The organism is Bacillus sp. FSL R5-0439, from assembly GCF_038008805.1.
In the GTDB taxonomy this organism is placed as follows: domain Bacteria; phylum Bacillota; class Bacilli; order Bacillales; family Bacillaceae; genus Bacillus; species Bacillus safensis.
The window spans coordinates 3125351-3140692 of sequence record NZ_JBBOZW010000001.1 but is presented as its reverse complement, the minus strand read 5'-3'; the positions used below and the strand labels follow the sequence as shown (position 1 = coordinate 3140692).

11 protein-coding genes are annotated in these 15342 nt (G+C 40.7%); 8 read left to right on the top strand and 3 right to left on the bottom strand.

Annotated elements, in window-relative coordinates; all coding sequences use genetic code 11:
• Positions 1-32: 32 nt before the first annotated feature.
• A complete protein-coding gene (locus NST59_RS16255; RefSeq protein ID WP_039181719.1) occupies positions 33-605 on the bottom strand; it encodes a TetR/AcrR family transcriptional regulator in 573 nt (190 codons plus the stop codon).
• Between the two features lie 80 nt (positions 606-685).
• Positions 686-3217 (bottom strand): PEP/pyruvate-binding domain-containing protein, encoded by a 2532-nt coding sequence (locus tag NST59_RS16250; protein ID WP_144490015.1) that lies wholly within the window; start codon positions 3215-3217, stop codon positions 686-688.
• A gap of 281 nt (positions 3218-3498) precedes the next feature.
• On the opposite strand from NST59_RS16250, the gene NST59_RS16245 reads away from it, so the two are divergent.
• From NST59_RS16245 to uvrA, 3 genes are all read left to right on the top strand, one after another.
• The gene (locus tag NST59_RS16245) at positions 3499-3744 is read left to right on the top strand and encodes a CsbA family protein (protein ID WP_064497990.1); all 246 of its coding nucleotides are present in this window, start codon (positions 3499-3501) and stop codon (positions 3742-3744) included.
• A 279-nt stretch (positions 3745-4023) separates the two neighbouring features.
• Positions 4024-6009 (top strand): excinuclease ABC subunit UvrB, encoded by a 1986-nt coding sequence (gene uvrB / locus NST59_RS16240; RefSeq protein WP_341040822.1) that lies wholly within the window; start codon positions 4024-4026, stop codon positions 6007-6009.
• Between the two features lie 7 nt (positions 6010-6016).
• Positions 6017-8893: an excinuclease ABC subunit UvrA gene (gene uvrA, locus NST59_RS16235; RefSeq protein ID WP_047201849.1), complete on the top strand. Its 2877-nt coding sequence runs from the start codon at positions 6017-6019 to the stop codon at positions 8891-8893.
• 31 nt (positions 8894-8924) lie between these two features.
• Here uvrA and NST59_RS16230 read toward each other — a convergent pair whose 3' ends face one another.
• The gene (locus NST59_RS16230; protein ID WP_047201848.1) at positions 8925-9155 is read right to left on the bottom strand and encodes a hypothetical protein; all 231 of its coding nucleotides are present in this window, start codon (positions 9153-9155) and stop codon (positions 8925-8927) included.
• Between the two features lie 197 nt (positions 9156-9352).
• On the opposite strand from NST59_RS16230, the gene NST59_RS16225 reads away from it, so the two are divergent.
• The 5 genes from NST59_RS16225 (at position 9353) to NST59_RS16205 (ending at position 15328) form a co-directional block, all read left to right on the top strand.
• The gene (locus tag NST59_RS16225; protein WP_047201847.1) at positions 9353-9688 is read left to right on the top strand and encodes a membrane protein; all 336 of its coding nucleotides are present in this window, start codon (positions 9353-9355) and stop codon (positions 9686-9688) included.
• Positions 9689-9699: 11 nt separating this feature from the next.
• Entirely contained in the window at positions 9700-10791 is a 1092-nt protein-coding gene (locus NST59_RS16220; RefSeq protein ID WP_047201846.1) for a DUF4097 family beta strand repeat-containing protein, read from the top strand.
• A 6-nt stretch (positions 10792-10797) separates the two neighbouring features.
• Positions 10798-10992, top strand: coding sequence for a PspC domain-containing protein (locus NST59_RS16215; RefSeq protein WP_024423578.1), 195 nt, complete (start codon positions 10798-10800; stop codon positions 10990-10992).
• Positions 10993-11379: a phage holin family protein gene (locus NST59_RS16210; RefSeq protein ID WP_024423577.1), complete on the top strand. Its 387-nt coding sequence runs from the start codon at positions 10993-10995 to the stop codon at positions 11377-11379. It begins immediately after the preceding gene.
• A gap of 94 nt (positions 11380-11473) precedes the next feature.
• Positions 11474-15328 (top strand): metallophosphoesterase, encoded by a 3855-nt coding sequence (locus NST59_RS16205; protein WP_341040821.1) that lies wholly within the window; start codon positions 11474-11476, stop codon positions 15326-15328.
• Positions 15329-15342: the final 14 nt, after the last annotated feature.

The window sequence follows — 15342 nt, the reverse complement described above, 5'->3', positions numbered from 1 at the left end:
CCACCTTTTGTAAAAAAGAAGAATTTCACCCTTTAAGCGGGAGAAATTCCTCTCATGAAAATGTGTGTGCATGTCTCAATAAAATCTTCTTTTTGTGTGAGCACGAGTTGGAAATCTTGCTCTAGTTGCTGAATGAAAAATCCATAATACGTACTAATGAAGATGTCTGCATAAATGTCTTCTTTTTCTTTTAATACATGATGCTTGGCACCCATCTTTTTGAAATATTGTATCAGCATTTCTCTCAGTTCTTGAGGATATAACTTTTCATGATTCGTTAAATCCTTAAACATATCCGGTTCTCGCATGCTGATATAAATAAATTCTTTTTTGGAAGTCAAATTTTCAAGGAAATAGGTACCGAGAAACTTTAAATCGGTGTATAAATCGCCTTTAAATTCTGCTTCTAGGGTTTTTGTCGGTAATGATTTCATCTTCATAATGGCAGCAATGACGCCGCGTTTGTTTTTAAAGTTGCGGAAAATAGTTGCTTCACTCACATTCGCTTTTGTCGCTATTTCTTTGGTTGTTGTTTTTTGATAGCCCTTTTCAGTTAATAAATCCATTGTTGCGCGAATGATTCGTTGATTTGTAGATTTTAACAAGCATACTCACCTCAGGTTATGAATGTGTTTGCAACAAAGTAAGTATACCGATAAAATCTATGACCGCCAATACGATTAGTTCATGAACGTGAATGCTGATTTAATATCTGAACGCGTCCATTGCTGCCATCTACTGTCACAAGGTCACCGGATTGGAGTGTTTCAGTTGCTATTCTAGTCCCTAAGACAGCTGGCATCATATACTCTCTAGCAATAATAGCTGAATGGGATAAAATGCCTCCAGCATCTGTGATGACTGCTTTTGCATCTCTAAATAAGCTCGTCCATAAGGGTGTAGTCGATTTGCAAACTAAAATATCATCCTTTTGAAATTGTGAGAATTCTTCAGCGCATGTAATGACTTTTACTCTTCCAGAAACAATACCACTGGATGCGCCAATTCCATGGATCACATCGTTTGTGTTGTTTTCGTTTTCTCTTAACGAACCAAGCATTCTTTCCACTTGCTGCAATTCAGCTTCAGTTGGTGTGCCGGTGTAAGCTGGGAGTTGAATGTCTTCATTTTGTTTCATTTCTATTTTTCTTTGCTGGACAACCGATTCGAATGAGGTAGACGTTGTGAGTGCTTTGTATACCTCTTCATCATAGAGATTCCATATATCATCTTGATGAGGAATTGCTCCTTTTTGTGTAAGAAGTTCACCAATTTTTAATAGATATACCCGGGCTTTAGCATCTAACATGGCATCAATGTAGAAATGGTGGTCATCTCGGATATTCGCTGCTTGAAGGGCATATTGATACAGCGTCTCAAATTTTGTTTTAAACGACTCATCCTTCACTTGACTCATAAAATGTTTATACGTCTCTTGTCTTTTGATCACTGCTTTTGCAAATTCTTCATCAAAATCACATCGGGTCTGAATGTTATTTCTAATGATATCTAATATATATTCAGGGTTCTCTATCCATGTTTCTTCCGTAAAGTCATGACTTTTAACAGATCGCCAGCCGTAAACTTGGAGAAATTCTTCTAATTTCGAAATGAAGTGTTTTCCTTTTTTCGAGTGATTGAGTGCATACAACAGCTCTGGGTTCTTTTCATGCTGAATAAATGCTTGATGAAGTTCTGGATCTTGAAGGACTTCCTTTGCTATATCCGATAGCATCTTATCTATTTCAAGAGATTTGTTCATCACGCCTATCATCATTTCGTGCAGCAAGACGACTTGTGTTTGATCACCGGTATACGTCACAAGCATGTCTTCGATTATGGATGACAGAATGACTTGTGGCATGATGATATCAAAATGATCATCATATGCTCGTATATAAAAAGCCTTTAATTCTTCAAAGCCTTCGATTGCTTTTTCAATGGTTATAGGCTCATTTATTTGGCGATCGAGTTTTTCGTAAAATGGAAAGAAGTTTTCTTCAAGAATCTTATACATCCGTTCACTTAGATGTGGAAATAACTCAAACATACTTTCATTAAAAACGGGTGCAGCTGTCTCTCCCACTTGAGACATTTCCGGTGCAGAGTATAGGTGTCCCCTGTAAAGCTTAATATCTTTGATGTTCATATCAGGTACTTGATACTTTTCTCCATTTTTCTTCATCCCGCTTTTTAAGGCTGGTATGATCAGGCTTGAGAAAAGAGGGCTTGTTGGACCAGGCATATGATCGTCCATTGAAATCCAGAAATCTTGCAGCTCTTCTGGCTGCATGAGAAAAGAAGCACCTGCTGTTTCATTTGCTGATTTTGAGAGAGCTGTCGTAATCGGCCTTGCTTGAAGTAAATAAAACGACCCATTTGCTATACCAAATTCGATATCGACTCCATGTCCGTAAAGTGCTTCTACTTGTTTTGTGATTTGTGCGATTTCTTTCAATTGATCATCGTTCAGGCAAAACTGGCCAGCCATTTCCACCGCTACTGGCTCCTCGATGACACCCTCTTGGAAAGGAACAATTTGCAGCTCTTTCGCCCCAAGTGTTTTTTCAATCGAAAAGTTCTCTTTATCTACAATAAACGTGTCTGGTGTCACAAGACCGGAGACAATTGCTTCTCCCAAGCCGTAGCTTGCGGTCAGCATCATTTCATTTGTTTTTCCAGATATGGGATTCTCACTAAAGATGACACCGGAGACGTCAGAATGGACCAATCCTTGAACGACAACGGCCATAAGCGGAATCTCTTCTTCGTTTTCATTCATCTCTTCCTTATAGTCTACGACTCTCGCTGCAAAATAAGAAGACCAGCATTCTTTGACAGCTAGTAAAAATTCTTCATTTGATTTGATATTTAAATAGGTCTCGTACTGTCCTGCAAATGAGGCCCCTTCGAGATCTTCAGCAACAGCAGAGGAGCGGACTGCAACTGAGGGATAAGTCTTCCGCAATGATTGAAAGGACGAAAGCAGCTCTGCTTCCATTTGTGAAGGAAACGATGCTTCTTTGATTTTTTGAGAAAGATTTTGTTCTGCTGGCTGCAGATTGTGATATGAAAGAAAGCTTTCAAAGCTGTTGGTTTTAATAATAAATCCATCTGGGACTGGCAGGCCGTGATTGTTTAATTTGATTAAATTTAGGCCTTTTGCCCCTGCGAGTGATGCGGATTCTTCAGCCGCATGAAATAAAACTGAATACATGGGAATGCCCCCTTATCCAAATAGCCAATGGTTTGTATGTTTCTCTATTTTTTAAAATGATAGTGCGCACTATCATTTTAATCATAGGATTGATTGGATGTTATTGTCAAAGACAGAAAGACCTATCTTTACAAAGGGGACAATCTCACTAATTTCCTTCTATTTCTAAAACAAAAGTCTACGAATATGAAGAAAAACGGCGAAATTGAAAACTGTGAATTGTTCAATATGCCAATCTTTACTATAATCAAGGAAGTAGACCATGAAGAGGGAGGGTTTTTGTGATTACAAAAGCCATATTTGCACTAGTTTTTCCTTTCCTGCTCGTTATTTTATTTTCAAAGGTTACTTATAATCATTACGTAGGCATTGCGTTAACAGCAGCGCTTTTATTTGCTTCGTATATGAAAGGCTATACAGAAACCTACTTTATTGTGGGATTAGATATTATTTCTTTAGTAGCTGGGGCTTTGTTTATGGCTAAAAAAGAAATCGAAAAGAGAGAAAAAGCTGAAAAACAACAATGATGTTATCTCAATGCTGAAAGCTGACATGTTTTAAACAAGAGCTGTGCTTACGATTTCTAGTAAGCACAGCTTTCTTTTTCTGCTCATCGAATATCTCACTCCAAAATGTTCCATACTGAAAGGAAGGTTTTCTTAAGAGGGTTATTTGCCAAGGGAGAGAGGGTATGACTGTATTGGAAATAAAAATCAAGTGAGAGCCGAACTTTAGTTCGTATTTTTGTGTTCTTTTATGATAATATATTCATTAGATAGATTTCGTAACGAAACGGAGGCTTTGATGTGAGTGACCGCTTTGAATTAGTTTCTAACTATCAGCCCCAAGGAGATCAGCCAAAGGGAATTGAAAAGCTTGTTGAGGGGATCCATCAGGGGAAACAGCATCAAACGCTGTTAGGTGCTACAGGTACGGGAAAGACCTTTACTGTCTCCAACCTGATCAAAGAAGTGAACAAACCGACTCTTGTCATTGCGCATAATAAGACACTTGCCGGTCAGTTATACAGCGAATTCAAGGAATTTTTCCCGAATAATGCTGTTGAATATTTTGTGAGTTACTATGATTATTATCAGCCAGAGGCATATGTACCTCAGACCGATACATTTATTGAGAAGGATGCCAGTATCAATGATGAGATTGATAAGCTGAGACACTCGGCTACGTCCTCGTTATTTGAGAGAAGGGATGTCATCATCATTGCCAGTGTGTCCTGTATTTATGGCTTAGGTTCGCCAGAGGAATATAGAGAGCTTGTGCTGTCTTTGCGCACTGAAATGGAGATTGAACGCAATCAGCTCCTTCGTAAGCTGGTGGATATTCAGTATTCTCGTAATGATATAGATTTTCAGCGCGGAACCTTCCGAGTCAGAGGAGACGTTGTTGAGATTTTTCCTGCTTCACGAGATGAGCATTGTATCAGAGTGGAGTTTTTCGGTGATGAAATTGAACGTATTCGTGAAGTGGATGCGTTGACTGGAGAAATACTTGGTGATCGTGATCATGTGGCCATTTTCCCAGCATCTCACTTCGTCACAAGAGAAGAAAAAATGGAAAAAGCCATTATCAATATTGAACAAGAGCTAGAAGAACAGCTCGAAAAGCTTCGCGAAAATGGAAAATTACTTGAGGCGCAACGCCTTGAGCAGCGGACAAGATATGACCTTGAGATGATGAGAGAGATGGGCTTTTGTTCAGGAATCGAGAATTATTCAAGACATCTGACCTTGCGTCCTCCTGGTTCAACACCTTACACACTGCTTGATTATTTCCCAGATGACTTTATGATTGTTGTCGATGAATCGCATGTGACGATTCCGCAAATCCGTGCCATGTACAACGGGGACCAAGCGAGAAAGCAAGTGTTGGTTGATCACGGATTCCGCCTTCCATCAGCACTTGATAACAGACCGCTCACCTTTAATGAGTTTGAAAAGCATATCAATCATATCGTGCATGTATCAGCAACGCCTGGTCCATACGAGCTTGAGAAAACGCCTGAGGTTGTGGAACAAATTATCCGTCCAACAGGATTACTTGATCCAATTATTGAAGTGCGCCCAATTGAAGGACAAATTGATGACTTAATTGGAGAAATTCATGCACGAATTGAGAAAAATGAGCGTGTGCTCGTGACCACATTGACGAAGAAAATGTCTGAGGATCTTACTGATTACTTAAAAGAAATCGGAATCAAGGTAAATTACCTGCATTCAGAAATTAAGACCCTTGAGCGGATTGAGATTATCCGTGATCTGCGTCTCGGTAAATATGATGTGCTTGTTGGAATCAACCTTCTTCGTGAAGGACTGGATATTCCAGAGGTGTCGCTCGTGGCCATTTTAGATGCGGATAAAGAAGGCTTTTTGCGCTCTGAAAGATCCCTCATCCAGACGATTGGCCGTGCAGCGAGAAATGCAGAAGGCCGGGTCATTATGTATGCAGACAATATGACGAAATCGATGGACATTGCGATTCAAGAAACGAAGCGAAGACGAGAACAGCAAGAAGCATATAACGAGAAATTTGGGATTACCCCACAAACGATCCATAAGAAAATTCGAGATGTTATTAAGGCAACAAAGATACATGAGGATTCGGAAGAATACGAAACAAAAGCAGCACCAAAGCTTTCGAAAATGAGCAAAAAAGAAAGAGAAAAAGTGATCGAAAAAGTCGAGATGGAAATGAAAGATGCAGCAAAAGCGCTTGATTTTGAAAAAGCAGCAGAATTAAGAGATCTATTGCTAGAGCTAAAAGCGGAAGGATGATTGCCTGATGGCTATGGAACGAATAGAGGTGAAAGGTGCTAGAGCCCACAACCTTAAAAATATTGATGTGAATATCCCGCGTGACCAGCTAGTGGTCATTACGGGATTATCTGGTTCAGGAAAATCGTCGCTTGCCTTTGATACCATTTATGCAGAAGGTCAGCGCAGGTACGTTGAATCTCTTTCAGCGTATGCACGCCAATTTCTTGGACAAATGGATAAACCGGATGTAGATGCCATTGAAGGTCTTTCTCCGGCGATTAGTATTGACCAGAAAACGACGAGCCGAAACCCTAGATCAACAGTTGGTACTGTCACTGAGATTTATGATTATTTGCGTCTCTTGTATGCTCGAGTCGGAAAACCGATTTGTCCTATACATGGGATTGAAATTACGTCACAAACGATTGAGCAGATGACAGATCGTATTTTAGAGTATCCTGAAAGAACGAAATTACAAGTGCTTGCCCCAGTTGTTTCCGGCCGCAAAGGAACACATGTGAAAGTACTTGATCAAATTCGGAAGCAGGGCTATGTGCGAGTGAGAGTCGATGGAGAGATGGAAGACCTTTCAGAAGATATCGAGCTTGAAAAGAACAAGAAGCATTCCATTGAAGTAGTCATTGATCGAATTGTGGTGAAGGAAGGCGTGGCTGCTCGTCTGTCTGACTCACTTGAAACCGCGCTGCGGCTGGGCGAAGGCCGAGTGATGATTGATGTGATTGGACAAGAAGAGCTGTTATTCAGCGAACATCATGCTTGTCCGCATTGCGGGTTCTCTATTGGTGAACTTGAGCCGAGAATGTTTTCATTTAATAGTCCTTTTGGTGCCTGCCCGAGCTGTGATGGGCTCGGTTCCAAACTAGAAGTCGACCCTGAGCTTGTCATTCCTAATAAGGATCTGACTTTACGTCAGCATGCCATTGCACCATGGGAGCCGCAAAGCTCGCAATACTATCCGCAGCTTCTTGAGGCCGTATGTACACATTATGGCATCGACATGGACATTCCTGTGAAAGATATCCCATCGCATTTATTTGATAAAATTTTATATGGAAGCGGATCTGAACGGATTTATTTTAAATACGAAAATGATTTTGGACAGGTACGTGAAAATGAAATTGAGTTTGAAGGTGTTCTTCGTAATATTGAACGACGCTATAAAGAAACCAGCTCTGATTATATTCGTGAGCAAATGGAAAAATATATGGCGAATCAGCCATGTCCGACATGTAAAGGATATCGTCTGAAAAAAGAAACGCTGGCGGTTCTCATCAATGGCAAGCATATCGGAGAAATCACCGATTTGTCTGTCTCTGATGCCCTTGATTTCTATGAAAAAATCGAGTTGTCTGAGAAAGATTTGCAGATTGCCCAGCTCATTTTGCGTGAAATCAAAGAGCGCTTGTCTTTCTTAAATAATGTGGGATTAGATTATCTGAATTTGAGCCGCTCAGCTGGCACACTATCAGGTGGAGAAGCGCAGCGGATTCGCCTGGCGACTCAAATCGGGTCAAGGTTGACAGGTGTTCTTTATATATTAGATGAACCATCCATTGGTCTGCATCAGCGCGATAATGACCGGTTGATTGGGACGTTGAAAAACATGCGCGACATCGGGAACACACTGATTGTCGTCGAGCATGATGAAGATACCATGCTAGCCGCTGATTATTTAATAGATATTGGACCTGGAGCAGGAGTTCATGGAGGAGAAGTGATTTCAGCTGGAACGCCAGAAGAAGTCATGAAGGACCCGAAATCATTAACAGGACAATATTTATCAGGTGAGAAATTTATTCCGCTGCCAATTGAGAGAAGAAAGCCTGACGGCCGCTATATTGAGATAAAAGGTGCAAAAGAAAACAACCTGAAAAACGTGAATGCGAAGTTTCCTCTTGGCGTCTTTACAGCTGTGACTGGAGTATCCGGCTCAGGGAAAAGTACGCTTGTGAATGAAATTCTATTAAAATCACTTTCACAAAAGTTGCACAGAGCGAAGGCGAAGCCAGGTCAGCACAAAGAAATCAAAGGAATGGATCATTTGGATAAGGTCATTGATATTGATCAATCTCCAATTGGCCGTACACCAAGATCGAACCCTGCCACGTATACAGGTGTCTTTGATGATGTGCGGGATGTGTTTGCACAAACCAACGAAGCAAAGGTAAGAGGTTATAAAAAAGGCAGATTCAGTTTTAACGTCAAAGGCGGGCGCTGTGAGGCGTGCCGCGGGGATGGCATCATTAAAATTGAAATGCACTTTTTGCCAGATGTGTATGTACCTTGTGAAGTGTGTCACGGGAAACGTTATAACCGTGAAACTCTTGAGGTCACATATAAAGGGAAGAACATTGCTGATGTGCTGGAAATGACGGTGGAGGACGCACTCCAATTTTTCGAGAATATCCCGAAAATTAAGCGGAAGCTTCAAACGATTTATGATGTGGGGCTTGGATACATTACACTTGGACAGCCTGCAACGACATTGTCCGGAGGAGAGGCGCAGCGCGTGAAATTGGCATCTGAGCTTCACCGCCGTTCAAACGGAAGGTCTCTTTACATTTTGGACGAGCCGACAACAGGTCTGCATGTGGATGATATTGCCCGTTTATTAAAAGTGCTTCAGCGTTTGGTTGAGAACGGTGATACGGTGCTGGTCATTGAGCACAACCTTGACATTATCAAGGCTGCTGATTACCTCGTTGATCTCGGACCAGAAGGCGGTGCAGGCGGCGGAACGATCATTGCCTCCGGCACTCCTGAAGACATTGCAAAAGAAGAAACATCTTACACAGGTCAATACTTGAAGCCTATTTTAGAGCGTGACCGTAAGCGTATGAAACAGCTGGTCAAAGAAACAGAAAGTGTGACTTCTTCATAAAGAAAACCCCTCGATAAGAGGGGTTTTTCTTTTATTGGACATCTTCTTTCGGCATTAAATTACTGAGGTGCGTTAAATCCTTTAAAATATGCGTGCTGCTGCTGTCGAGCAGTACCTTTAAATAACGGATATCACCATACTTTGGATGAGACGGATGAATGGTCTCAAGCTCCCTGATCATATCGCTGTTCATGCTTTTCTGTTTCTGTATAAGGTCTAAAAGCGTTTGAGCCGTATGGTTTGAATTATGATGATCTGTCAAAATAATTACCCCCTATAATGATAATCACCATCTTTTCAACATATTTTAAAGGGTAATCTGTGAAGAATCTACTCTTAGGTGCAAAAAGAAATAATTTGTGTCTAAGGTCATATGTAAATCGAATGATTTTGAAACTTTTTATACGCAATAAACGTATGAGTTAGAAAGGAATTTTCGTTATGAAGGAGCGAATATATATGAATAGAGATCAGTCGATTATTGCTTCTATTTGTTACTTTAGTGTATTTTTTATGCCGTTTATCGTACCGATCGTGGCGGTTTTTGTAGTAGACCAAAAGGAAACGAAACGGCATGCGATGCGGGCATTATGGTCACATCTTTTACCGGTCGCAGCATGCATTGTATTGGTTTTTGGGTCTATCCCGTTTTTATTGGCGACACAGGCAGGCGACTCGCTCATTCCAGTCATGACGGTGTTCATCTTGTCTTTTTTAGTAGTCATTGGCTTTTTGATCTCTGTCATTTGGAATATCATTCAAGGTATTAAAGTACTTCAATCCATCAAATCTTAGGAGGGCTTTGTATGAATGAAAAAGAACGAATTTTAAAATTAGTAGAAGACGGGGTATTATCAGCAAAAGAAGCAATTACGCTGCTAGAAAAATTAGAAGAAGGTCAGTCCGTCTCATTAGAAAAGTCTACGACTGATCACACCTTTCATGAAGAAAAAGCTGGAGCAGAGAGTAAAGGAAACGGCACCGAAAATCTTGGGGCAAAGCTGTTTGGCTGGCTAGATACTGCGGTGAAAAAGGTAAAAGACGTGGATCTTGATTTGAACTTTGGACAGTCCGTTGATGTTGAGCATATTTTTCAGTTCAAAGACGCTTCGCTCTCTCATTTAGATATTCAATTAGCGAACGGCAGCCTCAATGTGATGCCTTGGGACGATCAAGATATTCGAGCAGAGTGTCATGCGAAAATCTACCGTGCAGAGGATGGAGAGCAGGCAAGACAGCAATTTCTCAATCAATTGGACTGCGGGCTTGAAGGAGATAAATTTTTTATTCGAACCGAAAAGAAGACGATGAAAGTCAATGTTACTTTATACGTACCGCGTATCCAATACGATAAGATCAAGGTCAAGCTGTTTAATGGGCCGATTCGCGGGGAAAAGCTAAAGACAAAAGAACTTGCCGCGAAAACCACAAATGGTGTTGTCTCTTTTGCCTCGTTACAGGCAGAAAAAGTCGGAATTGAAACAGCAAACGGACAAATCAAACTGGCAGATCACGAGTGTGGTATGATTGAAGTAGAAACCATCAATGGGCTCATAGACCTGCGCGGGAAAAGTGAATCAATTGATGCCCAGAGCTTTAACGGAAATATTGCGGTTCAGCTGTCAGATGAAAAGTGCCGTTCCATCTATGCGAAAACGACAACAGGCAGTGTGGACGTTCAGATCCCGCGCGCATGTGCAGTGACCGCTGAGCTGAAAAGCAATCTCGGGTCTATCTCTCACGATTTACTTGATGCAGAGATGATTAAAGAAAAAAATGAAACATTACAAAAAGAGAAAATGATCAAAGCCAATCAACAAGCGGTGCAAAGTATATCCATTTTTGCAGAAACAAAAACAGGCTCAATACAAGTAAAGCACCAATCAGACAAGGAGTGATTCTACATGAAGAAGCTTTATCGTTCAGCAACAGATAAAAAAATAGCGGGTGTTGTTGGTGGACTTGCGGAATATTTAAGTGTTGATGCATCGCTGCTTCGCATTTTAACCGTCATCATCGGATTTTTGACAGCATTTATGCCGATCTTCCTGATCTACTTCATCTGGTATTTTGTTGTTCCGGAAGAAGGCACTAAATAAATGCTTAGATGGATCGTCAGTATTTTAGTAAATGCATTACTTTTAATCGTCATTGCTGGATATTTTGATTCAGGCATTCTGCCTGGGCTCGGGAGCGTGTATATTGAAGGGTTTGGCGCAGCCATTGTGGCAAGTATCATTTTGTCCTTGCTCAATATTTTAGTGAAGCCGTTTTTGATCATTTTAACGCTTCCAGTGACCGTCCTTTCTCTAGGATTGTTCTTATTTGTCATCAATGCCATTACACTCATGATGACATCGAGCTTTATGGGAGATAGCTTTAACATTGATGGATTCGGAACGGCCATTTGGATGGCTGTCATTTTGTCCATTTTCCATCTGTTGATACAAAAAGGAATCGTAGAGCCGTTAGCGAAAAAAAGCTAACGGTTTTTTTGTGCAAATTTGTATCGTTTCTCCGTTCCATCTGACATAAAAACCACCTTCAGGAGACACAATATCCGAAGGGAGGCGGTGCAAGATGGTGAACGTGAGCAGACAAATCATGCTTTTATGTTTTTTTATCATTCTTTTTTGTTTCAGTCAGCCTGCTTCAGCAAGGCCTTTTCTTCAAACAGAAGTGAATGTACCGGACAAGCCTTTTTCGCCTTTTATCTTTGATCAATTTCATGTGGATGTCCGCCCGGTTCAAGGAAAAAGCCATGACCTTCAGTTTCGTGCGTCCATTAGTGACCAAGAACAGATTTTGTCTGCGAACTTGTATTATAAACAAAGTGATGAACTGGGGTATCGCTTGATTCCAATGGAACGGCTGCCCGGAATGAAGCCAGAATTTACAGCGAAAATTCCGCCAGATCAATTATGGAATCCAACCGTTCATTACTATACTGAGTTCCTTACGCAAAAATCAGTGATCAAAACAGCAGAGAAATCGGTTCATTTAAATGGATTTGAAGAGGATCTTTCGCATATTCCGGACTTATTCATCACAGAAATTGTCGTTAATTCAAAAAACCGAAAAGGCAAAGATGCTTTTGAGTTTATCGAAGTGTATAACACGACACATGCGCCTATCTCACTTAAACATTATCAGCTCCGCTACCGCAATCCCACACAGGGTATCGAATTGGATGATGTATATTCCTTTCATAAAAATCCAATCACCATTTCACCTGGAAAACCTTATGTTTTTTGGCTGAGAAAAAAAGGGCAGGAGCATTTAACTGTAGCGGACTTTAATGCCATGTACAAAAGCCAATTAAAAGAGGGCGAGCATCTAACCATTATCGAGAGCAAAGGGCTGTCCAACTCTAAATCTCGTCTTGTTTCGATCACAACAAATATAGGTGAAGAGATTTCTTCTGCCGCATTTCGTTTGAAGCCATCATGGTTTAGCGAGCATAAATCCTTGCTGTTTAAGTATCCAATGGATGGTACGACGCAGACGAAGCTGATTTCGAAAATTGAGGAAGAGCCCACTCCAGGTAAAGTGCTAAAAGCACAAATTCCATCTGAGAAAAAGGAAATTTCTCAAGATATCCATAAACCTGTGATTGAAGATATGACGATAAGGAAACCGGTGAAACCAACTGAAAGCGTAGAGATTAAAGCAGATGTCCAGGATGATCAGGCCGTGAAAACCGTCAAGCTGCGTTATCGAACGAATCGAAAAGAAGCGTTCAAGGAAATACTGCTGCAAAAAGACCAAAATGACCGGTTATTTCATCATATTATTTATTCACCTGAGTTGATTGGGAAGGAACAATTGGAATATCAGCTTGAAGCGTCAGATGGCGAAAATGAAGCCAAAACGTTGAAAAAAACGGTTGATGTGGAGCAGGTTAGCAAAGCCCACGGTCTCCGATTCAATGTAGAAGAGGGAGATACGGTTTCAGGGTTATTTTCATTAAAGGCAACGTCTGATCAGAAAAAAAGCATCGAATTACGGATTGATGGAAAACGGAATCAGCAAGTATCCGCTGCCCTTGAAGCAGATCCATATATCGCATTTGATGTCAAAGGAACAAATTTATATTTTAAAAATGGGGTGTCTATAGGTAAGCGTTTACTTTCTGTTTTTGATGATTCGACAAAAGTGTACCGTACCTATACAATGCCAATACCAGAAGAAGAGATAAAAAAGGCAGGTCTCCAAACGATCTCATTCCACGCTGGCACAAAGTCTTCTCCGATAGACAGGCTCCCTGGAGAGAATCATGATGATTTTGAATTGAAAAACGTCAGGATGATCTTATCGAATGGAACACAAATTCAGCCAATCAATGCGAAGCCGCAAAAGGAATGGAGAATGGGAGACAGCGGGAACGCAAAAAAGGTTAGAACGTTTCAATTTGAGATTCCAAAAGAGGCTTATGTCTCAACCTATATAAAGTGGGATACAAAAAGGCTGAAAGAAGGGCCACACCTAATTGAGGCCAAAACCTCAGACGAGCATGCTTCAGTACGTGTGAAAGTTGATAACACTGGGCCGAGAATTAAGACCAACGTACAAGCAAAGGATCAATATAAAGGCGCCTTTACATTAAAAGCAAAAGTAACGGATCGCTGGAGTGACATAGAGGAGTTGAAGGCGTATGTAGATGGCAAACCAGTTTCTTTGCCATATCAGACGTCCTCTAGTGAATTAAAGCCTGGGAAGCACACGTTTATGATCAAAGCAAAAGACGCTGCTGGGAACATGTCGACGTTGAAAAAAGAGTTCAAGACCGTACATGAGCATCCAGAAACACCAGAACGGGTGGCAGATAAGACGAAAATGAAATCATCAAAGCAAACTGTGCTAACCAAGGATCCAACCAATGATAAGTTAGATTACTCTTTTTATCGTGCCTATCAATATACATCGCTGCATCCTTCAATGAAGATTTTTAAGTATGCAGCAGAGACAGAGCCGCCAAAGAGTTTTCTTCAAAAAGGAGAAATGATTTTTTCTGATCAAGAAAGGAACCGCATTGCATTTGTTGATGGGAAGGCAGTTGAAACGAAGGATTTACAGCGTTTTCCTTATCATCGTTTTCAAATTAAGGTTCATCATGATGTGCGCGAAAAGGATGTCGTCGAAGCTGTATGGAAAGGGAGTTCATTGTCGGGGAGAAAGGTGACAATGTACGCATGGAATCACCAGCAGGAAAAGTGGGATAAAATCACTCATCACTTTGCGAAGGATCAAAAGGAATTTTACCTAAAAGGGCTGCTGTCAGTGAGACAGTACATGAGGAATCAAACGTTTGATTTGCTAGTACAGGATGAAATCAGCAAATCGCAAAAGCCGTATAAGATGGTGTGGATGTCTGACACTCAATATTATGCAAAGAGCTATCCTCATATCTTTAAACAAATGGTCGAATGGATCAGAGATCAGAGGGAGAAATTAAACATTCAATATGTGTTCCATACAGGCGATATTGTGGATGATTCAAAGGATAAGCAATGGCACCGTGCTGATACATTTATGCGTGTATTAGATGAGAATCACATTCCCTATGGTGTTTTAGCAGGAAATCATGATGTTAGACACAAGGACGGTTTATATGCGGAATACGGGAAATATTTCGGGGAAAAACGCTTTGCTGATAAGCCTTACTATGGTGAATCCTATCGAAACAATAAAGGTCATTATGATCTCATCTCTGCCGGCGGCAATGATTATATGATGGTGTACATGGGCTGGGGGATTAAGCAAGATGAAATTGATTGGTTAAACCGCGTGATTTCTGAGCATCCAGATCGTATTGTCATTTTAAATTTCCATGAGTATTTGTTAGTGAGCGGCAACCGAAGCCCGATTGGCGATCTCATCTTCCATCAAGTGGTGAAACGCCATCCTAATATTGTGGCAGTATTTAGCGGCCACTACCATGGAGCCAGCAGGAAAGTAGATGAGCTTGATGATGACCATGATGGAAAAGCAGACAGGAAAGTATATCAAATACTCGCCGATTATCAGTCAGGACCTGAAGGTGGGCAAGGGTTTATGAGGGTCATAACAGCCGATCAAGAAAAAAATCAGCTTCATTTTACAACATATTCACCATACTTGAATAAAGAGCATTTTTACGATCCAAAAACGTATGGAGATCAAGATGAATTTTCAATCGATGTGGATTTGACACCGAAAATGAAATCTGTCAAAACCAATTATTTTGAACTCAATGTGTATACGAATGTTCTTCTAGGAGAAGCGCGAGGCGTAAAAAGCGGCAAAAAAGCGAGCTTTGAGTGGAAGGGCTTAAAGCCAAATGAAGATTATTATTGGTACACTGTAGCAAAAGATCGTTTCCAAGGAAAAGCCATTTCACCAATATGGAAAATTCATACAAAAAATGATGATGAAACAAAATTTCTTAGGAAATAAAAAAACAGTGCTCC